Below are 26,554 nucleotides of genomic sequence, written 5' to 3'. Positions count from 1 at the left end.
AGGTCGGCCGCGTCCCCGCGGAGGGGGGCGGCGCATCTTGGCCGGGCCGGGACCGGATCGCCAACGATCGTGTTCACAAGCGCTCCGACCGGTAGCCAACCCTACGGAGGTCGACCGACCAGGAACCAGGAGACCAGGTGAGCGAGCAAGAGCGGTCGGCTCTGGCTCGATCCAGGCGATGTCCGCGATATGCTCCACGCGTTCATGGAAGAAGTCCCCGAGCAGCGCGGCGACGAAGCTGGCGAGGAGGGCGACGACGATCTGTCGGGGCTCGACAGCGACGGGTCGATCACGCCCGACCCCTTTCTCTCGGAGGTCGCGAGGATTCCACGCCGTGCCGACCTTCACGGGCGCATGCCGCGGCCCGGGGACACGCTGGGTCGGTTCGTCATCCGGGGTGAGCTGGGTCGGGGCGGCATGGGCGTGGTGTTCGCCGCGGAGGATGTGACGCTGGGGCGGCACGTCGCCCTGAAGGTGCTCCCGTGGTCGGACGACGAGGGGCGGCGGCGGCGCTTCCTGAGGGAGGCGCGGTCGGCCGCGGCGCTCAGCGATCCGCGGATCGCCACCGTCTTCGACGTGGGCGAAGCCGATGGCTGGGTGTTCATCGCGATGGAGCTCGTCCGTGGCGAGACCCTGCGCGCACTGCTGGAGCGCAGACCGGATGCTGCGCGCGCTCTTCCTGCCGTGGAGGTGCGGCGCGTGGCCGGCGCGATCGCCGGGGCGCTGGCCAAGGCCCACGCGGCGGGGGTGGTCCACCGGGATCTCAAGCCCGAGAACGTGATGATCGCGGTCGATGGGCACGTGAAGCTGCTCGACTTCGGCCTGGCCAAGGTGGCGCGGGCCGGGAGCGTGCCGGGCGCGGTCTCGACCACGGAGACGGCCGAGGGGCGCATCATGGGGACGCCCGGGTACATGTCGCCCGAGCAAGCCAAGGGGCTGCCGGTGGATCCGCGGAGCGACGTGTTCTCCTTCGGGGTCCTGCTCTACGAGATGCTCACCGGGTGGCGCCCCTTCTCGGGGGCCACGCTGATGGAGCTGATCATCTCCATCGATCGCGATGAACCTCCGCCGCCTTCGACGATCAGGACGGGGGTGGCGAAGGATCTGGAGCGGGTGGCGCTCCGGTGTCTGCGCAAGGACGCGGCCCAGCGGTACGCCGATGGGGGCGCCTTGCTGCGCGACCTGGAGCACGCGCCGTCGTCGTCGCGGCGGTGGTGGGCCTGGGCGGGCGCCGCGGCGGCCATCTCGGCGCTCGGGGGGCTCGGTGTGCTGGGCATCGAGATGCTGAGTGGCGAGGCCTCGTCGGTGTCGCCCGAGTCCGCGTCGTTGCCGGCTCCACCACCACCGCTCCCGCCGCCGCCCTTGCTGCCTGGTGTGGGGGCTCCTGCCGCTGCGCTGGCTCCGGCGGTGGTGCCGACGTCGCTGCTCGATCTACCCGCACCTCCGTCGAGCAAGCCGGAGGCGGTCGCACAGTACCGGGAAGCGCTCGCCACGTTTCGTTCGGGTGGCACCTGGTACTCGGCGCTCCTGCGTGCGCTCGAGCTGGACCCCGAGATGGTGTCGGCGCACGTGCAGTTCGCGCTGGGGGGACTGGCCCAGGTGAAGACCATGGAGCGACCGCGTGAGCATTTCAGGCGGGCCCAGGAGAAGCGTGCTGCCCTCAGCGAGCGTGAGAAGTCGCTGCTCGACGCCGTGGAACCCGTGGTGCGTCGCCAGCCAGCCGACTGGGCGTCCACGATCCAGCGATTGCATCGGCTGGCTCTGGCGTCCCCGGGCGACGCACAGATCTGGTACCTGCTCGGCGTCGCCACGGCGAATTACTCGGACTTCGAGGTCGCGATTGGCCACATCGAGCGTGCACTCCAGATCGACCCAGGGTTCTCGCGGGCGCACGGGGCGCTGGCCACCTACCACGCCTACCGTGGTCGGATCGACGAGGCCGACCAGGTGCTCGAACGCTGCCTCGAAAAGAACCCAGGCTCGGTGACGTGTCTGCAGCTGAAGCTCGTCCACCGCTCGGACCGGGGCGACTGCGAGGGAGTCGAGCGGATTGCACGGACACTGGTCGCCACTGGCGCGACACCCGCGACCGCGTACCCGCTGCTCGCGAGCGCGCTCGCTTCCCGGGGGCAGCCTCTTCCCACGGTGCTCGAAGCGCTGCGGCAGGGAGAAGAGGAGACCGCGCACTTCCCCGCCTCCATTGCCGGCGAGCTGCGTCGCATGCTGCTGGTCTCGCGAATCCGGGCCGACCTGCTGGGGGGAGACTTCGGGGCCGCAGAGAAGGGAGCACGTGCGGTCGAGCGCGCCGTGGCCGCGCAGAGTCGTCTCCAGCACGAGCGAGGGCAAGCTGCATTGCTCCTCGCCTGGGCGCTCGAAGAGCAAGGGCGCGGCGCGGAGGCGGGCAAGGTGGCGCTGGAGTTCCTGGATCGGCGTGACGCCTGGGAGCCCGGCCCTGGCGCGGAGGACTCGGCCCTCGCGAGCGACGTGACCCCGGCCTTGCTGCTCATCGCCCGTCGCTCGGGTGCCATCGATCGTCGCGGCGCTGCCGCCCGCCGCGAGCCCTGGTTGAGCGGCTGGGCAGCGCGCCTCACACCCGTGTCACGCAGCTTCCTCTGGCTTCACGGTTACGCAGCGCTGGTCGAGGACGAGCGTGACGCACGCGACGCGCTCGGTGCGCTGCCGAGGTTCGAACCGCTACCCCCCTTTCGTCTGGAGACGCTGGTCGACGCGGATGTGGGACGCACCTTCCTGTTCGCCGGCGAGGGCGAAGAGGCCACCCGGTGGCTGAAGGGGGCGACCCAGCGGTGCGCCGCACTCGAGTTTCCGGTGGAGCACACGCGCGCTCACTTCTGGCTGGGGCAAGCGCGTGAGGCGGTCCGGGATCGGGTGGGCGCCTGCGCGGCGTACCGGCTGGTGCAGGCGCGGTGGGGGGCCGCACGTCCGCGGAGCGTGACGGCAGAGCTGGCGCGGGATCGCGCCAAGGCGCTCGGCTGCGGAAGCTGACCTCGGGTCTGCGAAAAATTCTTCTCCGGGTCCGTCACATCCTCGCGGCTCGGTAGCTATCCGATGGAGAGGCCCGACGTCGCTTCGAGCGCGACGCGGAGCCAATCGTCACAGGAGCGACCGCCGATGAACCTCGCCACCCACACTTCGCCCACCTCCTTCTGGAAGCGCGGCCATCGCGCCGCACTCGTCGTTCTCATGGGCCTCGCCGCGTCAGGCTGTGCCGAGGCTGGCGCCGAGCAGACCGCGCGCGGCGCGACGCCTCAGGGACACGCCGAGACCATGACCTTCTCGGGGAACGGCGTGCGCGCGCGCGTCACGCGGGGCGTGAACCAGGAAGGTCTGGAGAAGCTCCACGGCGAGACCCTCTTCGAGGGGGGAGCCGACGCTGGGCGGCGGGTGGTGGAGGATGTGACGCTCGATCCCGCGGGTCGACTGGTCTCCGCGACGGTCTCGCTGTCGGCGGGCGAAGTGCTCGTCGCGCGGATGCAGCTCGATGCGGTGGGCGGTGTGGTCCGGGTCTCCACGCCCGAGGGGGCCGCGGAGCAGCGGGTGACGACGGACACCCCGTGGGTCTATGCTCCCCCCTGGGATGGTGGGCAGGTAGCCGGAGCGAAGGACGAGGCTGCCGCAGCAGGATGTGGGGAGCTGGAAGGAGCGGGGATCACGATCGCCACCCCTGTGGCTGCGTGGGTGATGCTTCGCGCCGGGAGCGCACATACGTGGGTACGACGCATCGATCTCGACCGACGGGAGGGCTGGTTGATCCCGCAGGACCAGGTCGCCGTGCGCCACGAACAGGGCACGACCGCGGTGATTGGCCCTCACGCCGCGGATGCCGGGGAGGATTTCGTGGAAGAGGTCCGTCTCACGGCTCCCCACACCACGCTCGCCCGTGTCCGTCGGGGCGAGCGACTCGTGCTCTGAACGGCATTTTGCGCCGTCTCGACGGCGAGGCTCCCCCCTGGCCTCGCTTGCCCCGTTCGAGCGGCTCCACTACACCAGAATGTCAGGGGGAATGATGAACAGCGAGTGCTCGTGGTGCGGCTTCGCTGCGCGAGGCCTGGATCCAGTGGCCAGCGTTCCAGCGTGGCCGCTGGCCGGCTCCCATTGCCCACGTTGCAATGGCAGGCGTGCAGCCGGAGCGAAGATCGTGGTGGACGGGCGCTACAGCGTCGAGTCCGAGCTGGGCCGGGGCGGAATGGGCATCGTGTACCTCGCTACGGACGAGGGGCTCGGTCGCAAGGTCGCCTTGAAGGTGATCTCTCCCGCGCTCGGGACCGATCCGGAGTGGGTGAAGGCGTTACGCAAGGAGGCCGCGGCGCTCGCCTCGATACGGAGCCAGCACGTGGTGCAGGTCCATGCCTTCGGGCGGCATGAGTCGACGTGCTTCTTCGTGATGGAGTACGTCCGCGGACGCAACCTGCGGGACATCCTGAGCGAGCACTGGATGCACCGCGCACAGATCCCGATCCACCGGGTGCTGACCATCATCGGCCGTCTGGCCGCGGGCCTCGACGCGGTGCACGCGGAGGGGATCGTTCACCGGGATCTCAAGCCCGACAACGTGGTCATCGAGGAGGGATCGGGGCGACCCGTGCTGGTCGACTTCGGGCTTGCCGTGAGTGATCCGACCGATCCCTGGGCGATGAGCGGTGGGACGCCCCTCTACATGGCGCCCGAGCAGACGCGCTTGACGGCCAACCGCAACGTCACGCCCCAGACCGACGTCTATGCGCTGGGCTGCCTCTCATTCGAAATGCTCTGCGGGCGCCCTCCGTTCGACGATCCGGTCCCGGACCAGGTGATGATCGATCAGGCGCGCACGCCGCCTCCACGCCTCTCCGATTTCCGGCCCGACCTGGCAGGTTGCGATGACGTCTTCGCGCGTGCCCTCGCCAAGAAGCCCGGGGATCGCTACGAGACCTGCGCCGCCTTCGCTCGCGCGCTCACGGCGAGCGCCACCTCGTTCGGTGGCCTGGAGCCCGTCGATCTCTCCCAGGCCTCGTCGCGCCGTGAGCACGAGGACAGCACCGCGCGGCGCGTGCTCGTCGTCGATGACGATCCCATCTTCCGTCGGTTCGCCACCCGGGCCGTGCAGCTCGCCTTCTACGAAGAGCCCCCGGAGATCGTGTCCGCAGCCTCTGGCGCCGAAGCGCTGGTGAGCGCGTGGAGCCACCCTCCGCACCTGGTGCTCCTCGATTTCGACATGCCCGGGCTCGACGGGGTGGGCACGCTGTCGCGTCTGCGCTCGCTGCCCCGGGGCGATCAGGCGCGCGTCGTGGTGATGAGCGCCAGGCTGCGCGAGGAAGACCGCTGGCGCTTCTCGGTCCTCGGCGTGGGGGACTTCGTGGCCAAGCCGATCGATCTGGAGCAGCTCATCGAGACCATCTCCCGCATCTCCGCCCGCGCTGCGTGGCCTGCTGTGCCTCGCTCGTCCGTCTCCAGCGCGCTCTCGGCCTGAGGATCACGAGAGGCCGACCGCGACCGCCGCGCGCGCCTCCTCGAGCGCGGCGGCGAGGTGCAGGGTCGTCTCGTCGGGCAGGGACACGGCTCCTTCCTCGAGGGCGTCCTCGATGGCGCCTGCCGCCTGGCTCAGGCTCACCCAGCCGAACGAGCCCGCCGTCCCGCGGATGCGGTGCGCGAGCCGGCGCATCTGCGTGAGCGCCTCGGCGACGCTCGCTTCGTCGCCTCCGGAGCGAGCTTGGGCGAGGTGCACCGCAATCTCGTCGAGCTGCTGGGGGACGACGGCGCGGTACTCCGAGCGCATCTCCTCGAGTGCGGCACGAATCGCTGCGGCGCGATCCGGGCGTGGCGGAGGAGGCCCTGGATCATGGGGCTGGGTCATGAGAGGCCGCCTCCAGCGCGGCCCCTCAGCGTATCACTCGGGGGCGTGAGAGGTGGGGCGGTCGCGTCGGCTGGACGTCGGCCAGGTTCGACCGACGAGCAGCCTTCGAGCAACAGCGCGCGACCAGGCGACGACCTGCGTCAGGCGACCGCCTTCGCCTTCGCTTTGCCACGGCCGCTGCCGTCCAGCGCGGGTGGCGCCATGGTCGTCGGCCGTGAAGCGCGGCCAGCGGCAGGGGCATCCCCCTTGTCCGACGGGCTCTGCCCCGGGCGTCGACCCAGCGGTTTGACGCGGAGCTTGGTGAGCGCCGCCGCGTCGACCGTCTCACCTCGGACCCACGCGCGGATCGCCGGAGCCACCGTCTGCTCCCACGACGTCGACAGCCGCTGCGCGAGGAACTCGGAGTACAGCGCGCCCAGCATCGCCTCCAGCTCTTCGACGAGGTACATCCGCTCGTAGAAGCGCTCGTCTTCTTCTTCCTTCACCTGCGCCGGGATGCGCACCCCGGAGAGCGCGAGCGAGTCGGACTGCAGCACGAAGGTGAAGGTGAGCTCGCCCCGCTCGATGCGCATGCGCGCCTGCGTGGGCAGCTTGCCTTGCCGCAGCGCCTCGCGGGCCTCGGGCGCCGCGCTGGGGATGGCCCCCTTCAACCGGCTCTGCTCTTTCTCCTGCGTGAGGGTGAGCTGCCCCTCCAGCTGGATGTCGCACGGCCCGAAGTCTTCGACGTCGAACCTGTTCTCCCGGAGGTCCCCCTGGAACCACAGCCAGAGGAGGAACTCCCGTCCGAGGAACCTGCGCTTCTCGATCAGATCGACCAGATCCATGAACTTCTCCTCAGGCGAACACGGGGTGGAAGGTCGTGGGGGTGATCGCGTCGAGTGCGCGGGCGTGTGCCTCCGACAGCTCCAGGGTGATCGCCGACGCGCCCGGACTCTCCGGCAAGAGGTTCACGCTGAAGGTGTCCTCGAACAGCTCCATCATGGACTCGAGCACCCGCTGGGACTGACTCCAGAACCGGACGACCCCGCTGTCGAGGTTCCACGACAGATCCACGACGTTCATCACCGGCAGCACCTGCTTGCGCAGACGCCGGGACACCATCGTGCGGATCTCTTCCTTCTCGCGGCGCGTCAATTTCTCGCGGCCCCGCTTCTGCAAATGCGCCCTCTCGGCCTCGGCCAGGTGCGCCTTCAAGAGCGGACCTGGGATGACCCAGCGATCGGTTCTCAGCCCCAGGTTGAGGTAAGAGCCGTAGTACAGCTTGTTGTGGTCGAGATCGGTGTCCAGCGGATCCTCGATGGAGCACCAGCCGACCTTCTGCTCCTCTTCGCCTTCGATGGTGAGCGGCTGGAAGGCGCGAAGCCGAATTCGCTCCACGAACAGGTCGCGAAAACTGTCGTCCAGCGTGCCGCGCACATAGAGCTTCGTGTACGTGATCGTCCCTTTGAGTGCGCCCAAAGTCCATCTCCTTCCGACGTAGGGTCGCACGACGTACCCGGCACCGGCATCAGGGGCCAAGGAAACCGCGAACGCCCGCCGCACCGCGCGTGTATGCTCGCTGGCCCCATGATTCGCGAGGCGCCCTGGCCGCTGGCCATCTCCACGCTAGGCCCCGTTGCATGCGGCGCGCTGCTCTGGCGCGCGCGTGGTCAGCTCTATGCGACGGTGATCGTCAAGGCGACGCTCGGCATCGCCAACGAAGCCGACATGACCCTGGAATCTCCAGAGTCGCTCCTGCGCGAGGAGGTCCATCACCAGGACATCCCCACGCGAAGCGTGCGCGCGACCACCGACCTCGTCCCCTACCTGCGACAGGCCGATGTCGTCCTGACCGGCCACGCCCACGCGACCGAGGGCCCCGTCTCGACGCTGGACGTGCGGCTCGCGCTGTTCCGTGAGCAGTCGGTGTTCGACAAGGTGCTGCGCGTCGTGGGGGATCGACGCGGCGAGGAGCCCTCGGCGCCCTTCGAGCACATGCCGCTCACATACGAGCGGGCCTACGGTGGCATCGGCTGGAAGGACAACCCCTTCGGCACGGGCATCGGCGGCGCAAAGAAGGTGCATCCCAACGTGCTGGATCCCCAGGATCCGGAGCGCACCGCGGGCTTCGGACCGATCGCGCGGGGCTGGCCTGCGCGCAAGCAGATGCTCGACGCCGGCGCGCGCAAGGCGCTGGAGCTGCCGATCCCCGTCGTCTCGGAGGGGGTCGACTACGCTTACTTCCAGTCGGCGCCGCTGGACCAGCGGTGCGCGTACCTCGTCGGCGACGAGTGGATCCTGCTCGAAGGCTTGCATCCCACCTTGCCGCGGGTGCGGTCGCGCTTGCCGAACCTCAAGGCGATGGCGCGGGTCCACGGCCTGACCGACCCCTCGCCGCCCTTCGGTCGACCGATCGAGCTGCTCGCCGACACCCTGCGCATCGACACCGACACCCAGCGCGTCGAGCTCGTCTGGCGCGCGCTGTTGCCGGTGCGCAACGAGGAGCACGCCGCGGGGATGCACATCGTCGTCGCGATCGAGCGGCCAGGAGAGACCACGGCGTGGCCGGAGTCCCCGCCCGCCGAGAAGGTGCAGATCACCTTCACCGAAGACACGACGGACGCGCTCGAGGTGGACGACAACGCGACCACGCTGGTGCGCTCCCCCGGTGAGAAGAAGGCGACGCCCTGGACCCAGGCGGCGAAGCGCCCACCAGCCGCTCCCTCCAAGGCCTCACTTCCGGTGGACGAAGGCACGATGGCCCTCTCCGCCGACGAACTCTCGGAAGCGGGGCAGCGCGCCGAGCTTCCCTTCGACCGGGAAGTCGAGCGTCCTCGCGCCGTGCGCGACGAGACCGTGGCCATTTCTCCCGAGTCGGAGCGTGGTGAGGGGCGCTCGTCGCTCCCCTTCAAGACGACCTCGAGCCCCTTGGTCCCGCGTCCGAGCGCGACGACCACGCCGCTTCCGGGGGCTCCCTGGGCCCAGCAGCCGGCGAAAGACGCGCCCGTGGCTTCCCCGATCACCGAGGAGACCACCTTCCCACTCCCGCCCGGGCCGAGGCAGAGCGTCCCTGCGCCGCCGCTTCCCTCTCGTCCGCTCTCGGTCCCACCGGCGCCTCCACGACCCACGGGCGGCTCGATCCCGCCGCCGCCGTCTCGCCCTGCCGCGCCCTCCGCGCCGGCGACGGCCGCCGTGTCGGCCTCGCGCTTCTTCCATGCGCCTCATACGGAGCCGACGGCGCAGGGAGCGCCGCCAGCGCCTCCGACCGGGATCTCACCCCCGGGAGACGGCCGTGGCGCCCCGAACCTGCCCGAGCGTCCGAGTGACGCCATCCCGATGATCACCGGCGCGCCCCTGCTGGCATTCACGTTGTCCTGGCAGGTGAAGCCGCCGCACGACGCGCGCGTGGTGATCGTCAAGGCGACCTTCGATCTGGTGCCCGATGGCAAGGCACGGCTCCGCAGCGATCCGGATCTTCCGACGGGCGACATGCACGCCGAGGGCGACCCGGTGCGGAGCGTGCTCTACCCGTCCGACTTCGCCATCTTCAAGCCGCGCGCCGACGTCACCCTGAGCGGTCACGCCTACGCGCCAGGTCGCGGGGCCCCTGCAGCCCGGGCTCGCTTCCAGTTCGGGCAGCCTGGCGCAGGCTTCGACCGTCGCATCGCCGTCTTCGGAGAGCGTCGGTGGGAGCGCGCGGTGGTCGCCCTCGCCCCCACCGAGCCCAGGCCGTTCGTGCGCATCCCCTTGCTCCACGAGAACGCCTACGGAGGCCCTGGGTTCGACGCCAACCCGGTGGGCTCCGGCCGCGCGGCGGGCCCCGATGGCGCGGTGTACCTGCCCTTGCTGGAGGATCCCGAGCGGCTCATCCGCGACCCGAACGACGCGCCGACGCCCGTGGGCTTCGGTGCCGTCCCGGCGCGCTGGCGACGTCGTGCGGATCTGCTCGGCACCTACGACGCGCGGTGGCACAAGGAGCGCTGGCCCTGGTTCCCGGAGGACTTCGACTGGGCCTACTTCCAGGCGGCCCCGCCAGCGCAGCAGCTCGACACCTTGCGCGGCGACGAGCCCTTCGCGCTGGAGGGCATGCATCCGGACCACCCGCGCCTCGAAGGGCGCCTCCCAGGGCTCCGAGCGCGCGCCTTCGCGCAGCGGACCCGCGAGGCGGGAGGCGAACTGATCGAGGTGCGCTTGCGCCTCGACACCGCGCACTTCGACGTGGACGCGCTGAAGCTCAACCTCGTGTGGCGCGGCGTCCTGGAGGTCCGGGACGACGACGCCTCCGAGATCGCCGAGATCTTCGTGATGTCCGAATCCACCTCGGAGCCGCCGGCCCGGCCGGAAGAGGTGATGTCCCAGTACCTCGCGGCCCGCGCGGCGCGCGGCATGCCCTCCGAGGACCCTGGCGCTCTCCCGGCCAACGACGGGGCCGCGGCGCCCGCCGACCCCGCCGGGGATCGGGTGCGCGAGCGGCTCGCTGGTGCGAGTGTCCCCGCGGTTGGAGCGGCGGCTGCAGCCGCTGCCCTGGCGCCTCCGGCCGACACGCCGGCTTCTGGCGCCGCATCGCCAGCAGGGGCCCCCGTCACGCCGATGACCCCTGCCGAAGCCGCCGCCGTGCGCGCGGAGATCGAGGCGCGCCTCGTGGCAGGAGAGTCGCTCGACGGTCTCGATCTCGCGGGTGCGGATCTCTCCTCGATGGATCTCGCAGGTCGCTCTCTGGTCGGAACGAACCTGCAAGGCGCCAGGCTGATCGCGTGTCGCCTTTCCGGTGCGAACCTGACGGAGGCGCAGCTCTCTCACGCCGCGCTGGACGACGCCCAGCTCGACGGCGCGAACCTGACCCGCGCCGACCTGACCGAAGCGTCCCTCACGGGAGCCCGCCTCGACGGCGCCGAGCTCTCGTCGGCGGATCTGAGCCGCGCGAAGGCGTTCCGCGCGAGCTTCCGCAAGGCTCGGGGCGAGCACCCGAACCTTTCGGGGGCCGATCTGAGCGAAGCCCGCTTCGAAGGCGCAGAGATCCTCGGCCCCGACCTGACGGCAGCGTCGCTCGACGGGGCCATCTTCGACGGGGCCGTGCTGCCTGCCATCCGCCTCTACGACGCGCGCGGGGCGCGTGTGTCGTTTCGAGAGGCCCGCCTCGAGGGCGCTCGCGCCGATGGCGTCTCTCTGGTGGGCGCGTCCTTCGACGGCCTCCAGGCGCGTGGAGGCGTCTGGGATCGCGCGGCGCTCGATGGCGCAAGCTTCCTCGGCGCCACCCTCTGTGAATCGAGCTTCGCTCGTGCTTCGGCGGAGCGCGCCATCTTCTCCAACGCCGACCTCACGGACGGCCGCCTCGGCCGCGCGGCGCTCGCGGGAGCGAGCTTCATCAAGGCGAACCTCATGCGCGCCAACCTGGAGTCCACCGACCTCACGGGCGCCGACCTGCGTGGCGCCAACCTGCACGCCGCCGAGACCTGGAAGGCCAAGCTCTCCGGCGCGCGCCTCGAACTCGCGCTGGTGACTCAGACCAAGCTGAAGGAGGGCTCATGATCCGCTCGCGTGCCGAGCTGGAGGCACGCCTCGCCGAAGGTGCGCGCCTCGATGGAGAGATCCTCGAGGGAATCGACCTCGGTGGTCTCGTGGCCGACCATGCGGATTTTCGCGGCACCGTCTGGCGTCGCTGCGTCGCCCGAGGAGCGCAGCTCCGGGGCGCCAGCTTTCGCGGGTGCAGCTTCTCCGCCGTGGACTTCGCGGGCGCCGATCTCTCGGGCGCCGATCTCACCGGCGTGACCGCCGTGTGGGATGCAGCGGGCGCTCCCTCGCGCTTCGAGCGGGCCACGCTCACCGGCGCGACGCTCACCGGCGCCGATCTGTCAGGGGTCTTGCTCGCGGGGGCCAACCTGGAGGGCGCTCACCTCGCACGCGCCACCCTCGCGCGCTCCGCGGCCCGTGGCGCCGTGTTCCGTGGTGCCCTCGTCTCTGACGCGAATCTCAGCAACGCCGACCTCTCCGGGGCGGTGCTCGACGACGCCGATTTCACGGGAGCCCGCCTCGAAGGCGCCGACCTCACCACCGCGAGCGCCCGCGCGACCGGTTTCCAGAAGGCCACGCTCACCAGCGCCAAGCTCGAACGCGCGAGCCTCGTCGGTGCAGTGCTGACGGGAGCCCGCCTGGTGGGGACGCGCCTCGTGGAGACGGATCTCTCCGGGGCCGATCTCGCCGGCGCCGACCTGGAGGGGGCGAGCCTGGAGCGCGTCCGCCTCACCGGCGCCCTGCTCTCGGAGGCTCGCCTCCGCGGAGCCCAGCTCGCTGGCTCCGACCTCTCCGAGGCCTCGCTCGCGGGCGCCGACCTCACTACCGCTCGTCTCTCGCGCTCGAACCTCGCCGGCGCCGACCTGACGAGCGCCGATCTGACGGACGCCTCCCTGGAGGGCTGCCTCCTGACGAGGACCCACCTCGCCGGCGCGACCCTCGCGCGTGCGCGCTTCGCAGAGAGCGTCTTCGAGGGAACGGACCTGCGTGGCGCCAACCTCTCCGGCGCCGTGCTCACCGGCGCCGACCTCAGGGCGGCGCAGCTCGTCGAGTGCCGCCTGGAGCAGGCGGATCTGCGCGGCGCACGGCTCTTCAAAGCGGTGCTGAGCGGCGTGGATCTGCGGCAGACCCGCGTCGCGGGCGCCGCCATCATCCAGACGCTCCTCGACGGCGCCCGCGCAGACCAGGTCGACTTCTCCGGCTGCGATCTGACGGACAGCACCTTCTCCGGCGCCATGCTGGATGGAGCCAACCTGTCCAAGGTCACCGCCCGCCAGACGAGCTTCGCCGGGGCGAGCTTGCGCGGGGCGCGCATGATGCGCCTCGTGGGCCTCCTGGCGAATCTGTCCGACGCTTGCCTGGACGACGCCGACCTGCGCGAGGCCGCGCTCGACGACGCCGCCTTCGACCGCGCCACGCTGCGGAAAGCGCGGGCCGATCGCGCCAGCTTCGCCAAAGCCCGCTTCGAGGCCGCCGACCTGCGGAGCGCCAGCCTTCGCGACGCGGTGTTCATTCATGCCGACCTCTCCCACGCGCGCCTCGAGGGCGCCGACCTGCGGGGCGCCGACCTCTCCGGAAGCAACCTGCACCGCATCCGACGCGACGCCGCGGACCTCACCGGAGCACGCCTGACCAACGCCCGCCCCACGGATCCCGAGCGCGCCCGCGCGGAAGACTTCAAGGCAGGAGGCTGAGTGAAACGCGACGAAGCAGAGCCGACGAGCGATCCCTCGACCGGGCATCCGACCTCCCGCGCAGCCAGCGTCGCTGCGGCGGACGGGCGCCCCGTGCCTCCCCCGCCGGAGGACCTCGAAGGCGCCCTCCGCTTCATGCACCTCCTGCAAGCGCAGACCCAGGCGCGCGTCGCCGAGCTCTCGGCCTCGCTCAATGCCCTCACCGAGGCGCTGATCGGTGAAGGCACCTTGCCCCTCGACACGTACGAGAAGCGCAAGCGCCTCACCATCCTCCGCGAGAACGCGCGCTCCGCCAGCGAGGCCAGCATCGAGGTGAGCGACATCCCGGACAAATACGCGCTGGAGAGCCCACCCCCGATCGACTGTGCCGCCCGCCTCCCTCTCTGCCAGGCGCGCTGCTGCACGCTGACCTTCGCGCTCAGCGTCCAGGATCTCGACGAGCGGGTCGTCCGCTGGAACTACGCCCGCCCTTACCGCATCGCCCAGGGGCCGGATGGCCGCTGCGTCCACAACGAGGCCGGTGGCTGCTCCATCTACGAGCACCGGCCCGGCGTCTGCCGCTCCTACGACTGCCGAGAAGACCGACGTATCTGGCTTGATTTCGAGCAGCGCGTCCCCGCGCCCTGACCCCGGAGGGAAGAAGATGAGCGACGACCAACACGTTGACATTCAGTTCGAATCCGAGGTCCTCGAGCCCGGCGTCGCGCGCGTTGCCGAGCTGCATGGGCGAGAGGTGATTTCGCAGCTCTTCAGCTTCGACGTCCTGCTCGTCTCGGCCGACCCGGAGGGCATCGACAGCGACGTCCTGGCGGGGGCCCCGGCCACCCTCGTGTTCTCCCGCGGAGAGGAGGAGCTACGCCGCGTCCACGGGATCATCTCCTCGGTGCGCGACCAGCTCGACACCGAGTCGAAGCACGTCACCTACCGCGTCACCGTGGTCCCCCGCGCTTACCAGCTCACCCTCCACGAGACGCTCGACGTGTTCATGGACCTGAGCGTCCCCGAGATCATCACCCACATCCTCGAATACATCGGCCTCACCAAGGGCACCGACTTCGAGTTCCGCCTGCGCGAGGAGTACCCGCGCCGCGACTTCGTGGTGCAGTACAAGGAGACCGACCTCGCCTTCGTCTCCCGCCTGCTCGAGCACCTCGGGATGAGCTTCTTCTTCGAGCACGCCAACGGACGTGACGTGTTCGTCGTGACGGATCACAACGGCGGGTTCCAGCCCTTCCAGGGCGGCGGCATCGCGAACTTCAGGGCCCGCGGCGAGCAGAACGACATCTACCGGCTGGAGACCGAGACCCGCCTCATTCCCTCCCAGTACGTGGTCCGCGACTACAACTACCGCACCCCTCAGGTCGATCTCACCGCCCAGGCCGAGACCGACGTCGGCCATGGGGGGCGCGTGATCGAGTACGGATCCCACTTCAAGACCCCCGAAGAGGGCGCGCGCATCGCGCAGATCCGTGCCGAGGAGCGCGCCGCCCAGCGCCGCGTCTTCCACGGCGCCGCCGATCTCCCCGAGCTCGCCGCGGGGGCCACGTGCAAGGTCGAGGGGCACCCCTGGGGTGACGTGATGCTCCTCCTCACCGAGGTGGAGCACACTGCAAAACCCACCGCGCTCGCGGGCAGCGACGAAGACATCGAGCCCTACGTCGCCACCTTCCGCGCCGTCCGTAACGCCACTCCGTACCGGCCGCCCCGCATCACCCCCAAGCCGCGCGTGCACGGCATCCTCACCGGCGCCATCGACGCCTCCGACCGAGGCGAGAAGTACGCTCAGATCGACAATGAAGGGCGCTACCGCGTCCGGTTCATCTTCGACACCTGGGATGTCGCCGGCGGGCAGGCCTCACGCCCCGTGCGCATGGCCCAGCCCCACTCCGGCCCCGGCTACGGCATGCACTTCCCTCTGCGCCCTGGCGTCGAGGTCGCGCTCACCTGCATCGACGGCGACCCGGACCGGCCCATCATCATGGGCACCCTGCCGAACCCCACCACCCCGAGCCCCGTCGTCTCGGACAACGCCCCCCGGAACATCATCCGCACCGGCGCTGGCAACGAGATCAACATCGACGACACCGAGGGCTCCGAGCGCATCAAGCTCTCCACGCCGCACAGCAGCGCCACCCTCCAGCTCGGCTCGCCCAACTCCCCCGAGGACGGCGTCGGCGTCTCCGCCTTCACGAACTTCACGGCGGCCACCGGGGCCTCGGCGAACACGCTCACCTCGATGGGCAACATGTTCGGCATCTACGTCAACACGATGGCGAACCACGTCACCAACATCGCGGGCAAGCTCACGGTCCCGATGGTGGTGGAGGCCGTGGTCACCGCGATCGACACCGGCCTCGGGATCATGTCGGGCGCGCTGGAGGCGACGCAGGAGGCCGCGGCGCTCACCCAGACCGCTGCGGAGTACAACCGGACGAAGAAGAAGTCCGAGCTGGACTCTGCGGTCGAGGACGAGGCTACCGCGGAGAAGCAGCTCACCCTGGCCATCGAGGCTGCGGCGTACGACGACAGCTCCGAGAAAGGGGAAGCCTCCGCCGAGCTGCTGGAGGCCATGGAGGCCCACAAGGAGGCGCTCCTGGCCCTCCAGGAAGACGAGCTGGCCCTCGCGCAGCTCGAGGCTGATCAGACCGCTGCTGCCGACGAAGGCAAGCACGCCGTGGCCGCGAGCTACGACGCCCCCATCGAGGAGTACACGCGCGAGGGCGAGACGGCCGCCGAGAAGGGGAAGATCCAGCTCAAGAAAGAGGCGCTGAAGGACGCGCAGACCGCGCTCGATGCCGCCATCAAGAAGGCCAAGGAGACGTGCAAGGACACCACGGTGACGCTCGCGGACTACCCCACCAAGGGAGAGTCCAAGACGGTCACCGTGGAAGATGCCATCAAGGAGTACGAGACCGCGCAGTCGAACCGCACCACGGCCCGCGCCGATTACGAGACGGCGAAGGAGGACGAGGCGAAGATCACGAAGGCGCTCGAAGACAGCGGCGCCATGGTCAACGTGGGGCACGCGAAGGACAGCATCGAGAACACCCGCTCGCTGGTCGCCGCCACGGCGGGCAATGGCCTCGCCCTCTGGAGCATCTACGCCCTGGCCACGGGCACCGGGCTCGACGCCTATGCCGCCCTCGGCTCCAACCTGCTCATCACCGAGGCCACGCGGCAGTTCCGCAGCGGCAACCTGCCCAAGGTCGAGTGGGCCGACTCCGGCTGGCTCGTGAGCATCAAGACGAAGACGACACCGGCCCCGGACACCCACGGCCAGATCGCGCGCCTCGACTGGTGGGACATTCCCATGCTGAAGCAGGCCGGTGGATCGAGCCTGATCAAGTTCGCGGCGTCCGATCAATGGAAAGAAGGCCGCCAGATCGTCGGCTCGGAGGGACACACCATCGTCTTCGGCAAGGAGAGCCTGTTCCTCTCCGGCCAGGACCACGCGACCCTGTCCTCCAGGGACAAGGTCGTCGTCACCTCGAACGATCAGACCGTCATCAACGCCCGCAAGGACACGGAGGTCGCCGGCGGTGATCGCCTGCTGCTCACCTCGGCCACCCTGGTCGACGTGCTCTCGCGCGGCACGGTGAAGATCGCGTCCGTCGACAAGACGCCGGCGAAGGACAAGGACCGCACCACCATCGACCTGGGCCACGACGCCTTGAAGCTCGCCTCCTGTGATCCCAACGAGGCACCGAAGGCGACCATCGAACTCTCCACCTCGGTGGCTGCGAAAGGCACCATCGAGCTGAAGACGGCCGCGCAGCAGTACTTGAAATTCGACGAGACGCTGAAGACGACCACCCTCGACGCATTCGACACCCTGGAGCTCAAGGCTGCGCAGACCGCGAGCCTCCTCGCGGGAGGGGGAGCCAAGTGGGGCCTCCGGGTGGACGCTCAAAAGGGCGAGATCGAGCTTGGTAGCTCCCAGTGGAAGCTCACCATCAAGAACAACGACGTGGATCTCGGACGGTACGGCGCGAACGGCGTCACCCTCAAGAGCGACTTCGCCCGCCTTCGCAAAGGTCAGTCCCTCGTGAAGCTCACCGACGACAAGGCGCTGCTCCAGTCGTTCGGAACGGTGCAGATCGACGGACAGACCGTCAAAGCGAACGGCAAGATCCTGCTGGGATAATCGACGAGGAGATCGCCATGGCCACCCGAACCAAAGCCACCCGCTCTCTGCCCAAGCCCACGCACGACCCTGCTGGCGTGCGCCCTGCGGCGATCGTCGACCTCGACGACGACCCCACGCTCCTGCACGTCTGCGAGCCCGCTCCCGGCCGCGCTGCGACCGTCGCGCGCCTCGCGCTCGCCGCCCCCTACCACCCCTCCGTGGGTGACCGCGTCCTCGTCGCCGGCGCCGACGACGACCTCTACGTCATCGGCGTCCTCCAGGCAGCGCTCCCGCCTTCCCTCCCGCTCCCTGGTGGCGGCACCGCCACCCTCGAAGGCGACACCCTCGCCCTCCGCGACACCGAGGGCCGCCTCCTCGTCCGCTTCGCCGATGGCGCCGCCGAGATCGCTGCACCCGCTGGCGACCTCACCCTCTCGGCGCCTGCTGGCCGTGTCCGCGTCCAGGCGGCCCTCGACCTCGAGCTCTCCACCGACGGCGCCCTTCTCCAGCGCGCTGGTCACCGCGTCGAGGTCCGCGCGGGCGACGCCGACATCCCGCCCCAGCTCCGCGTCGACGCTGCCATGACCGCCGTCGCGTCCCCCCGCGTCGAGATCAAGGCCGACGCCGCTCAGCTCACCACTGGCCAGGCCACCCTCGTCGCACGCCGCGTCGCCACCACCGCGACGGAGCTGGTCCAGACCGTCGAGCGCCTGGAGGTCAACGCCACGCGCCTCCTCGAGCGCACCCGCGACGCCTTCCGCGAGGCCTCGGGCCTCCTGCAGACCCGCGCCGGCCGCGCGCGCACCCTCGTCGACGACGCTTACGCCGTCTGGTCGAGGCGCACCACCCTGGCTTCACGCGAAGAGACGAGCATCGACGGCAGCAAGGTGCTGCTCGGCTAGGAGGAGGACACGATCATGGTTCCTGCAGCGACCAAAGCCGGTGGAATGTGTCTCGGGGTCCCCGACGTCTGCTTGACGCCTGCGCCCCCGGCCCCGCCCGTCCCCGTGCCGTACCCCAACATGGCGCAGTGGCCGGCGGCGCTGAACGCCGTCCTCACGGTCCTCGTCGAGAACAAGGAGACCGTCACCGAGGGGACCAAGATCCCCAACAGCAGCGGCGACGAAGCGGGCGTGAGCGGCGGCGTCACCTCCGGCACCTTCATGGGGCCGGTCGAGGCGAAGACCTTCAGCTCCAAGGTCTTCTTCGCGGGCCGCAAGGCCGTGATGCTCACCGCCATGACGGGCCACAACGGCTCCAACGCCAACATGCCCGCCGGCGTGCACATGGTCCCTTCCCAGGCGACCGTCTTCGTCGCCTTCTGATGCCCGCAGCGGGGGCACGCGCCCCCGCCGCCCCGCCGAGCAAAGCTCGTCGGGGCCCCACCACCCCGCGATCCACTCAGGCCATCAGGTACGTCTCGCCGCTTCGGGCCTGACGTTCGTTGCATCGGGGGAGCAGGCGAAGCCCTCGACCGCAGCCATGAGGATGCCTCCAGCTCTGCGGGTACGCCGCAGCCCTGCCCCCGCCGCGCGCCTCGCTCAGGGATAGTTCAGCAGCAGATCCAGCCGGAAGGTTCTCCCGTTCTGGGGCATCACCCGGCTCGCGAACGTATCGGTCACTGGCGCGTTCCAGCGCCGGTCGGCCAGGTTGTACACCCCGAGCACGTACCGCAGCCCGATCGCCCTCGCGAGCCCGGAGACCGTCGCGTCGGCCACCACCTGCGTCCCCGTCGTCGCGCTGTCCTGCTCGTTGATCCGGCGAGGCGCCTCCACGGTCAACCGCAGCCCTACCGACGCCAGCTCCTGCACCAGCGGCGCCACCCCCTTCAGCGACGCCAGGTGCTCGGGCGCGTTGATCAGCCGCGTATCCTCGAGCGTGTCGTCCACGTACTCTGCCCGCTGATAGCCGTAGAACGCGGAGAGCATCCACCCGTTCCGCCACTCCCGCCGCAGCTCCACATCCCCTCCGAACACCAGCGCCGGGATCGCGCTGTTCGCGTAGCGCACCAGCGTCGAACCGGGCTCGTCCTGGATCGTGGTGATGATCCCGTCCATGCGGGTCGCGTGCGCCGCCGCGAGCGCCACCCAGTCCTTCAGGAACCGCTGGGCGTACTCGACCTCGCCCGAGTACACCGACTCCGGCCCCAGCGACCGCCCACGCGCCGTGTTGATCGCCGGGACCTGCGACAGCCCCCCGTCCTCGTAGAGCTGCTCGTAGATGCTCGGCGCTCGGAACGCGCGCCCCCCCATCAGCTTCAGCGTCCCGCCCTTGACGGGCTTCATGATCACGGCGGCGCGCGGCACCACGATCGGACCGAACGTCGTGTACACGTCCACACGCGCGCCGAGCGACACCTTGAGCCAGGGCAACAGCGTGCTCTCTGCCAGCGCGTAGGCGGCCGCGAAGCTGTAGGCTCGCTGCGTGTCGAGGTAGTTCGTCGTCGCCGTCGCCGTCACCGTGTCTCCCGTCATCGTGGCCTGCGGGTGGTGCTGCCCCTCCGCGCCGACGGTCAGCCGCATCGGGAACCGCGGCGTGTAGACCAGCCGCGCCTCCCCACCGAACCACGTCCCCCGGTACGACTCCTCGTTGGCGAGTTCGCCTGCTGCGCCCCCATCGAAGGCATACAGCCCATCGAACGCGTAATGGTGTCCGTGCAGCCGGGTCATCAACTGGAATTGCTGACCGAGCTTCGGCTCCACCCGCAGCTCCGCCATCATCCGCGTGTCCTCGAACTGCGTCCGCGGGTTCCCGAGCATCGTCGCGTACCCACCCACCGGGATCGACTGTGCCCGGTGGTGCGCGAGCCACTGCAACGTCGCCGGCCCCCACCACACCCGCCCCGCCGTCCCCCCGCTCTTGAACGACTCCGCCCCCTGGACCACCACCGACCCGCTGCCATCCCGCAGCGGCACGCTCACCGGGAACCCGTCCGACTGCGCCCCCGACACGCTCGCCCACGCCCCGCGATCCCTCCCGAGGTTGAGCTGCCCGCCCATCCGCGCGTGCAGCACCGCGTCGTCGTACGACCCGAAGCCCACATGCGCCCCCGTGGGCAGATCCCGCGGCCGCGTCACCAGGTTGATCACCCCTGACAGCGCCCCTGCGCCGTAGAGCAGCGACCCAGGCCCCCGGACCACCTCGATCCGATCCACATCGTGCAGATCGACCCGCCCGTCCGACCCGATGTAGGCGCTGTTCAGCAGGTTGTCGTTCAGCGGCTGCCCGTCCGACAGCACCAGCAGCCGGTTGCCGTAATCGTTGGGCTGCCCCAGCCCCCGGATGCTCGCCGACGCGTATCCCCGGTCGTTCGAGAACGCCACCCCGCGCACCCCGCGCAGCGCCTCTGCGATCGTCGGGTAGCCGAACGCCCGGAGCTCTCGTCCATCGAGGACCGTCACCGAGCTCGGCGCGTCGTCCAGAAGCTCCGTCGTTCGCGACACCGCCGTCACCTCGCGCAGCGGCTCCAGCGAGATCGGAGGCACCTGCACCTGCTCGCCGGGCCGCACCTCCACCTCCACGTCCACAGGCACGTGCCCGCGCAGCGCCACCCGGAGTCGCTGCCGCCCTGCAGGCACCTCGCGCAGCACCGCGGGCGTGAACCCCAGCGGGCGCCCCTCGATCGACACCAGCGCCCCGGGCTCGTCGGTCCGCACCAGCACCGCGCCCGAGAGCGGCGTCATCGGGGCCGTCACCTTCGTCGTCTGCTTCGCGACCACCGTCACCTGACGCGGCGACCCCACGTAGCCCTCGCGCACGAAGTGGAGCTGATGCACCCCGGGGGCGAGTTCCAGCGAGCAGGGCGCCGAGCACGCCACTGGCCCTTGCTCGTCGTCCACCCGGACCATCGCCCCTCTCCCCTTGGGCAGCCCCGTCACCTCGACCTTTACCGTCCCGACGATCCGCTTCAGCGACAGCGCCACCTCGGCTTCCTGACCGATCTTCGCTTCGACCTCCTCGGAGACGGCGTCCTCGTATCCCTCCAGCCGCGTGATCACCCGGTAGCGCCCCGGTGGCACCGCCATCGGTCGCGGCGCCCGCCCCCACGAGCCGAGGTCCACGCGCTCGAGGTAGATCGTCGCGCCTGGCGGCGTCGTCGTCACGTCCAGCACCGCGACCCGCGGCGCCACGCGCGCGATCGCCTCCTCGACGGTCTTCCGGACGTCCGCCTTCTCCTCCCCGGCGAGCGCGTCCACGTAGTACCGGTGCGCCTCTGCGTAGCGCCGCAGCTCCTCGAACGTGAGCGCGATGTTGAACACCACCCGCCGGTTCGGGACGAGGCGGTTCGACACCATGAAATGCTCGAGCGCGCCCAGGTAGTCTCCTTGCTGGTAGCGCGTGGCGCCGAGCTGGAAATGCAGCTCCGACTCGTCCGCGACGCCATCCGCTCGGACCTCGCTCGGCCCCACCGCCAGCGCACCCACGGCCAGCAGCACCGAGCCCATCGCCCGGCACCTGGCCCCCCTGCCTCGCAGCCTCCTCATCGCTGCAGCCAGAGCGTCCCTGAAGGTCGTGGCGCCGGGGTCGTCGCCGTCGTGCTTCCCGGCGCGTTTCCTCCGGCGGGGCGGGCGCCCCAGGGCGCTGCCGAGGGAGCACTCGCCTGCGCGGGGACCTCGGCGCTCCCTGCCCCGACCACGGACGGCGCGCCTGGTACGGCCGGCACGAGCTCCACCGCAGGCGGCAGCGCCCCTTGCTCCGTGATCACCACCTCACGGGTGACCTCTGCCCCGTTGGCGCGGACGCGCACCCGGTGGAGTGAACCGAGCGTCCCGCTCACCTTCACCACACCCTCCACTGCCTCCACCGGCACGTCGTCGATCGCGACCTCTGCGGTGCGCGGCAGCACCTGGATCCGCACCGTCCTCGTCTCCGCGCCTGCCGACGCCGGTGGTGTCGACGCTTGCGCTGCTGGCTCGGGCTCTCTCCCGCGCCCCACCAGATAAGCACCACCCCCACCGACACCCATCGCCAGCACCACCCCCAGCGCCAGCACCGCCGTGCGCCGCGAGCTGTTCGCGGGCGTCGCCGCCGTCCCCAGCCCGGCCAGCGAGGTCGCCTGATCCGGCATCCCGTGCGGCGGATGGACCGCGTGCATCGGCCACGAGGGGTGGCTGGACTGCGACGCCCATCCCGCGTGTCCAGGGTAACTGCCCATCCCGGCATGGCCGGGCATCGGCGTGACTCCGCTCGCGTGCGGATACGGCCAGCTCGGATGAGGCATCCTGGGAGCCGGGTACGGCGTGTTCAGCGCTGGCGCCACGCGCGCCTGCTCCGCGGCCGAGAGCGACCGCAGCATGTCCGCGCGGAGCCCCGCCCCTCCCGGCAGGAGATGCAGCAGCGCCGCCTGCATCTCTGCCGCGCTCTGGAACCTCGCCGAGGGATCGAGCTGCAGCGCACGGTGCACGATCGCCGCCACCTCCGCGCTCACCCACGGCGCCACCGACTGCAGCGGCGGCGGCGCCTCCGTGCAGATCGCCACGATCAGCTCCCCGAGTGGCGTGTCGTTCGCGTGCGGCGTGCGCCCGGAGAGCGTCTGGAACAGCACCACCCCCAGCGACCACAGATCGGCCCGCTCATCGATGTCCCGATGCCCGCGCGCCTGCTCCGGCGACATGTACATCGGCGACCCCAGCATGCTGCCCGTGCGCGTCAGGTTGCTGATCTCCGAGGCCGTCCCATCAGGATCCGGCTGCAGCTTGGCGATGCCGAAGTCGAGGATCTTCATCGTCCGCTCGTCGCCGGGTCCAGCGGCCACGAACAGGTTCGCGGGCTTGATGTCGCGGTGCACGATCCGCCGCCCGTGCGCGACGACGAGCCCTGCCGCCGCCTGGGCCACCACCCGCAGCGCCACATCGGGGGGCAGCGCGCCAGTGCGTCGCAGCACATCGCGCAGGTCCTCCCCTTCGAGGTACTCCATCACCAGAAACGGCATCTGCTGCTCGTCGCAGGCCGCGTCGAGCACCCGGGCCACGTGGGGCGTCTCCAGCGCCATCGCAGCCTTCCCCTCGCGCGCGAACCGGCCCGCCAGGATCGCGTCTTGCGCGACGTCGGCGGTCACCAGCTTCAGCGCGACGCGATGCCCCGTCGCCCCGTCGACGGCCTCGTACACAGAGCCCATCCCGCCTCTGCCGAGCAGCCGCACGATGCGGTATTTCCCGGCCAGCGTCCTCCCCAGCATGGGCTTGTGAAGACGGTACGGGATGTCGATCGGCGCTGCAACCCGTAGCAGTCACCCGGCGCGCTCGGCCTCCTCGGAGAGCAGCAGTCTGAAAGCTTTCCGCTGGTGCGAGGAAGCTGGCGATCCACGTCGACGTGCGATACGCGGTCCAGGCGCTCGTCTCGACGCAGGAACCAGGAGAGCGATCGTGAGCTGGGCCATCGCCGCATTGATCCTCGTCGCGCTCATCGCCATCGTGGTGCTGCGCGGCGCGAGGAAATACCGACGCCTCCTGGCTCCCGAGCACCTCCTCGAGCTGGGCGGCGGCCTCGCGAGGCTGAAAGAGGCGGTCTTCTCCGCGCCACCCGACCTCGCCGAGCCCGACCCCGAGCGCCACAGCTTCGTCAGCTCTGCGCAGCTCATCCTCGCCTACACCTGCTCACGCCCGCACGAGGCCCACCAGCACCACCTCTCCCTCTCGTACCGGGGCGGCCCGCTGGCCCTGGGAGCCGCCGGCGTGGTCATCGCCTTCTGTGCGCGCCTGCTCGGTGCTCCCGTGGAGCATCTGCAGGTGGGGCGCTCCGATCGGGGCGTCTACCACATCGCCTGGGCGCTCGACGACCCGGCCCACGAAGCGCTCCGCAACGCGACCCTGGCGATTCCGACGATCGCGGAAATGCCGTCGGTCATGGCCGTCTGCTTCCAGGATGCGCGCCGCCTCGGCCCCATCGCCCGCATCCCTTCGGCCCCGACCTGAGCGCTCCGGGCGCCACCGAATGGACGCTGCGCGCCCGACCATGGCACAGTGGCCACCGCCCACGGACGGGTGAGGGAGGAGACGGATGGCCATCGCTGCGCTGCCCGAGGGAACGCTCCTCGCGCACGGTCGCTACCGCCTCACCAGCGTGCTCGCGCGGAGCAACTTCTCCATCACCTACCATGCCCGTGACCTGCGCGATGGCGGCACCGAGGTCGTCATCAAGGAGCACGCTTGCTCCGACGCCTGCTACCGCGACACCTCCACCTGGGCCGTTCTCCCGCACCCCGACCGCGAAGAGCTCCACGCGCACCTCATCGAGCGCGTCATGCGCGAGGCCACACTCCTGCTCGACGTCCGCCACCCGCACGTCGTCGGCGTCGACGGCGCCTGGGAAGAGCGCGGCACCGCCTACGTCGCCATGGAACTCGTCCCGGGCCGCACCCTCGAAGACGACGTGCTCGCCGCCGCGGCGCTCCCCCTCGACGCGGCGCGCTGGGCCCGCGTCCGCCGCATCGCCCTCCAGGTCCTCGGCGCCCTCGACGCCGCCCACGCGCACGGCGTCTATCACTGCGACCTCAAGCCCGAGAACGTGCTCGTCAGCCCTGGCCGCGGCGCCGTGCTCATCGACTTCGGCGCCGCCCGCACCGAAGGCCAGCGCCTCCGCGCTGCGACCCTCATGCCCCACACCCCGGGCTACGCGCCGCCCGAGCTGCTCTCCGCGAGCCGCCTCCACGAAGTCGGGCCCTGCACCGACGCCTACGCCTGGGGCATGCTCGTCTACGGCCTCGCCACCGGCCACCCTGGCCACGGCGCCCCGCTCGACGCCTCGCGGCGCCTCGTCCGCCGCTCCTTCTCCGACCTCGCCGACGCCGACGCCGACCCGTACGACCACGCCACCGAACTGCTCCTGGAGCGCGGCATGCCCGAGCCCTGGGCAGTCACCCTCGGCGCCTGCCTCCACCTCGATCCCACCGAGCGCCCGCCGACCGTCGCCGTCCTCGCCGAGCGCCTCTGCGAGTCCCTCGACCTCCAGAGCCTCGCGTTCACGCCACCACCCCCCTCCACCGCGCTCGCGCGTGACGCGCACCACCGCATCTCGCAGCCCACGCCGAGCGCGCCCGTCGCGGCCCGATCGAACCACGCCCTCGCGCACGAGACCCCGGTGCCTCAGCGCCACGCGCTGCACGAGACCCCGGTGCCTCAGCGCCACTCGGCGCCCGACCCCACGCCCCACCAGCGCCACTCCGCCCCCGAGTTCCCAGCGCACCACCGCGCGTCCGCGCCCCTCCTCGCCCGGGACCCAGCGGCCACCCCGGAGCCCCCATCGCCCTACGCCCGCCCGGGCTCGACGCAGATCCTTCAGGACGCGAGCCCCGACTTCTCGGCCCCCCTGCCTCCCACGCTCCCGCCGCCCCCGGATCTCTCGCCCACGGAGCTCCCGCTCCCGGCTCTCCCGCCGACGCTCCCGCCGCCCCCGCGCTTCGGACGCACGCCCCTCATCCTCGGCGCGCTCTCCCTCCTCGTCGGTGGCGCCCTCGGCGCGCGTTTCTTGCGAACCCCCAGCGACTCTGGCGCGCCGAGCCCGCCCACCGAGTGGTCACCCCCCGAGCAGACCCTCACCTCCCATCCCCCTCCCGAGCAGGAGCCGCTCGCCCCCATCACGCACTCGTCCCGCTGCGAAGACGGCAAGTTCGAGTGCAACGGCGACTGCAAGTGGATCCACGACCCGACCTTCGGCTGCGGCCGCTGCCGGCCTGCATGCCGGCTCGATCACGCCGACGAGCACGCCTGCAAAGGCGCCCAGTGCATCCCGAAGCGCTGCGCCGCTGGCTGGGCGGACTGTGACGGAAAGCCCGCGAACGGCTGCGAGACCGACACCCGCACCGACGGCGCCAACTGCGGCGCCTGCGGCCAGTCCTGCGCGAAGAGCCCGGGGGTCACCGCCGCCGTCTGCGAGGCGAGCGCTTGCAAGGTCACCCGCTGCGCGCCGGGGCACGACGACTGCGACGGCTACTTCGCCAACGGCTGCGAGACCGACCTTCGAGAGAGCAAGGAGCACTGCGGCGCCTGCGGCAACGCCTGCACCCCGGGCCCTGGCGTGGTCGACGCCTTCTGCAAGGCCGCAACCTGCCGCGTCGGCAAATGCATGCCTGGCCGCGCCGACTGTGATCTCCAGGTCGACAACGGCTGCGAGACCGACCTCGCCAGCGACCCCGCCAACTGCGGCGCCTGCGGCCGCTCCTGCGCCCCGGGCCTCGGCGTGGCGAGCGTCGTCTGCGTCTCGGGACAGTGCCGGATCGGCGCGTGTTCTGCCGAGCGCCTGGCCTGTGGTGGCACCGGCGAGAACGGCTGCACCTGCGCCTTTGCCTCTCCACCGGACGCCGACGTCGAATCCGACGCCTCGCCCGATCTTCCTCCGCTCCCTCCGCCTGCGCCCTTCCCCCCCTTCCGGGGCGGTCGCTATCGATGAGCGCAG

At 70.8% G+C, this 26,554-nt stretch carries 16 protein-coding genes; 11 read left to right on the top strand and 5 right to left on the bottom strand.

Annotation, left to right across the window (positions count from 1 at the left end):
• Window positions 1–204 precede the first annotated feature (204 nt).
• From CMC5_RS38945 to CMC5_RS38935, 3 genes are all read left to right on the top strand, one after another.
• The gene (locus CMC5_RS38945; RefSeq protein ID WP_218920184.1) at window positions 205–3,003 is read left to right on the top strand and encodes a serine/threonine-protein kinase; all 2,799 of its coding nucleotides are present in this window, start codon (window positions 205–207) and stop codon (window positions 3,001–3,003) included.
• A 126-nt stretch (window positions 3,004–3,129) separates the two neighbouring features.
• Window positions 3,130–3,930, top strand: a complete 801-nt coding sequence (locus CMC5_RS38940; RefSeq protein WP_050435148.1) for a hypothetical protein — start codon at window positions 3,130–3,132, stop codon at window positions 3,928–3,930.
• Between the two features lie 91 nt (window positions 3,931–4,021).
• Window positions 4,022–5,467 carry a protein kinase domain-containing protein gene (locus CMC5_RS38935; RefSeq protein ID WP_050435147.1) on the top strand — a complete coding sequence of 482 codons (1,446 nt, stop codon included), beginning with the start codon at window positions 4,022–4,024 and terminating at the stop codon, window positions 5,465–5,467.
• A 3-nt stretch (window positions 5,468–5,470) separates the two neighbouring features.
• On the opposite strand, the gene CMC5_RS38930 is transcribed toward CMC5_RS38935, so the two are convergent.
• The 3 genes from CMC5_RS38930 to CMC5_RS38920 all read right to left on the bottom strand — a co-directional run bounded on the left by CMC5_RS38930 (window position 5,471) and on the right by CMC5_RS38920 (window position 7,309).
• On the bottom strand, window positions 5,471–5,851 hold the full coding sequence (locus CMC5_RS38930) for an Hpt domain-containing protein (protein WP_050435146.1): 381 nt from the start codon (window positions 5,849–5,851) through the stop codon (window positions 5,471–5,473).
• A 140-nt stretch (window positions 5,852–5,991) separates the two neighbouring features.
• Window positions 5,992–6,675 carry a hypothetical protein gene (locus CMC5_RS38925; RefSeq protein ID WP_050435145.1) on the bottom strand — a complete coding sequence of 228 codons (684 nt, stop codon included), beginning with the start codon at window positions 6,673–6,675 and terminating at the stop codon, window positions 5,992–5,994.
• A gap of 10 nt (window positions 6,676–6,685) precedes the next feature.
• Entirely contained in the window at window positions 6,686–7,309 is a 624-nt protein-coding gene (locus tag CMC5_RS38920) for a recombination-associated protein RdgC (protein ID WP_050435144.1), read from the bottom strand.
• 108 nt (window positions 7,310–7,417) lie between these two features.
• On the opposite strand from CMC5_RS38920, the gene CMC5_RS48820 reads away from it, so the two are divergent.
• The 6 genes from CMC5_RS48820 to CMC5_RS38890 are packed head-to-tail and all read left to right on the top strand — an operon-like array spanning window position 7,418 to window position 18,486.
• On the top strand, window positions 7,418–11,359 hold the full coding sequence (locus tag CMC5_RS48820; RefSeq protein ID WP_169796787.1) for a DUF2169 family type VI secretion system accessory protein: 3,942 nt from the start codon (window positions 7,418–7,420) through the stop codon (window positions 11,357–11,359).
• The gene (locus tag CMC5_RS38910; RefSeq protein ID WP_050435142.1) at window positions 11,356–13,035 is read left to right on the top strand and encodes a pentapeptide repeat-containing protein; all 1,680 of its coding nucleotides are present in this window, start codon (window positions 11,356–11,358) and stop codon (window positions 13,033–13,035) included. The genes CMC5_RS48820 and CMC5_RS38910 overlap by 4 nt, the downstream gene beginning before the upstream one ends.
• Window positions 13,036–13,662: a YkgJ family cysteine cluster protein gene (locus CMC5_RS38905; RefSeq protein WP_050435141.1), complete on the top strand. Its 627-nt coding sequence runs from the start codon at window positions 13,036–13,038 to the stop codon at window positions 13,660–13,662.
• Between the two features lie 16 nt (window positions 13,663–13,678).
• Window positions 13,679–17,179 carry a type VI secretion system Vgr family protein gene (locus CMC5_RS41800; RefSeq protein ID WP_063796434.1) on the top strand — a complete coding sequence of 1,167 codons (3,501 nt, stop codon included), beginning with the start codon at window positions 13,679–13,681 and terminating at the stop codon, window positions 17,177–17,179.
• A gap of 17 nt (window positions 17,180–17,196) precedes the next feature.
• A complete protein-coding gene (locus tag CMC5_RS38895) occupies window positions 17,197–18,063 on the top strand; it encodes a DUF3540 domain-containing protein (RefSeq protein ID WP_050435140.1) in 867 nt (288 codons plus the stop codon).
• 15 nt (window positions 18,064–18,078) lie between these two features.
• A complete protein-coding gene (locus CMC5_RS38890) occupies window positions 18,079–18,486 on the top strand; it encodes a PAAR-like domain-containing protein (protein WP_050435139.1) in 408 nt (135 codons plus the stop codon).
• Between the two features lie 216 nt (window positions 18,487–18,702).
• Here the strand turns inward: CMC5_RS38890 and CMC5_RS38885 are convergent, their stop codons facing one another.
• Window positions 18,703–21,606 (bottom strand): TonB-dependent receptor domain-containing protein, encoded by a 2,904-nt coding sequence (locus CMC5_RS38885; RefSeq protein WP_245678120.1) that lies wholly within the window; start codon window positions 21,604–21,606, stop codon window positions 18,703–18,705.
• Window positions 21,607–21,641: 35 nt separating this feature from the next.
• Window positions 21,642–23,339 (bottom strand): serine/threonine-protein kinase, encoded by a 1,698-nt coding sequence (locus CMC5_RS38880; RefSeq protein WP_050435137.1) that lies wholly within the window; start codon window positions 23,337–23,339, stop codon window positions 21,642–21,644.
• Between the two features lie 187 nt (window positions 23,340–23,526).
• Here CMC5_RS38880 and CMC5_RS38875 point away from each other — a divergent pair, with 187 nt between their 5' ends.
• Together CMC5_RS38875 and CMC5_RS38870 are read left to right on the top strand one after the other, a co-directional pair.
• Entirely contained in the window at window positions 23,527–24,075 is a 549-nt protein-coding gene (locus CMC5_RS38875) for a hypothetical protein (protein ID WP_050435136.1), read from the top strand.
• Between the two features lie 85 nt (window positions 24,076–24,160).
• Window positions 24,161–26,548 (top strand): protein kinase domain-containing protein, encoded by a 2,388-nt coding sequence (locus CMC5_RS38870; protein WP_050435135.1) that lies wholly within the window; start codon window positions 24,161–24,163, stop codon window positions 26,546–26,548.
• Window positions 26,549–26,554 lie beyond the last annotated feature (6 nt).

Origin of the sequence: Chondromyces crocatus (genome assembly GCF_001189295.1) — a bacterium.
In the GTDB taxonomy this organism is placed as follows: Bacteria; Myxococcota_A; Polyangia; order Polyangiales; family Polyangiaceae; genus Chondromyces; species Chondromyces crocatus.
Note: the sequence above shows the minus strand (reverse complement) of the source record. Positions and strands in the feature narration are given on the sequence as shown.

Bases quoted from the DNA above. Each gene is read 5' to 3' on its own strand.
- CMC5_RS38930 (WP_050435146.1), bottom strand. From the start codon at position 5,851: ATGACCCAGCCCCATGATCCAGGGCCTCCTCCGCCACGCCCGGATCGC.
- CMC5_RS38945 (WP_218920184.1), top strand. From the start codon at position 205: ATGGAAGAAGTCCCCGAGCAGCGCGGCGACGAAGCTGGCGAGGAGGGC.
- CMC5_RS41800 (WP_063796434.1), top strand. From the start codon at position 13,679: ATGAGCGACGACCAACACGTTGACATTCAGTTCGAATCCGAGGTCCTC.
- CMC5_RS38895 (WP_050435140.1), top strand. From the start codon at position 17,197: ATGGCCACCCGAACCAAAGCCACCCGCTCTCTGCCCAAGCCCACGCAC.
- CMC5_RS38880 (WP_050435137.1), bottom strand. From the start codon at position 23,339: ATGCTGGGGAGGACGCTGGCCGGGAAATACCGCATCGTGCGGCTGCTC.
- CMC5_RS48820 (WP_169796787.1), top strand. From the start codon at position 7,418: ATGATTCGCGAGGCGCCCTGGCCGCTGGCCATCTCCACGCTAGGCCCC.
- CMC5_RS38925 (WP_050435145.1), bottom strand. From the start codon at position 6,675: ATGGATCTGGTCGATCTGATCGAGAAGCGCAGGTTCCTCGGACGGGAG.
- CMC5_RS38940 (WP_050435148.1), top strand. From the start codon at position 3,130: ATGAACCTCGCCACCCACACTTCGCCCACCTCCTTCTGGAAGCGCGGC.
- CMC5_RS38910 (WP_050435142.1), top strand. From the start codon at position 11,356: ATGATCCGCTCGCGTGCCGAGCTGGAGGCACGCCTCGCCGAAGGTGCG.
- CMC5_RS38885 (WP_245678120.1), bottom strand. From the start codon at position 21,606: ATGGGCTCGGTGCTGCTGGCCGTGGGTGCGCTGGCGGTGGGGCCGAGC.
- CMC5_RS38935 (WP_050435147.1), top strand. From the start codon at position 4,022: ATGATGAACAGCGAGTGCTCGTGGTGCGGCTTCGCTGCGCGAGGCCTG.
- CMC5_RS38870 (WP_050435135.1), top strand. From the start codon at position 24,161: ATGGCCATCGCTGCGCTGCCCGAGGGAACGCTCCTCGCGCACGGTCGC.
- CMC5_RS38890 (WP_050435139.1), top strand. From the start codon at position 18,079: ATGGTTCCTGCAGCGACCAAAGCCGGTGGAATGTGTCTCGGGGTCCCC.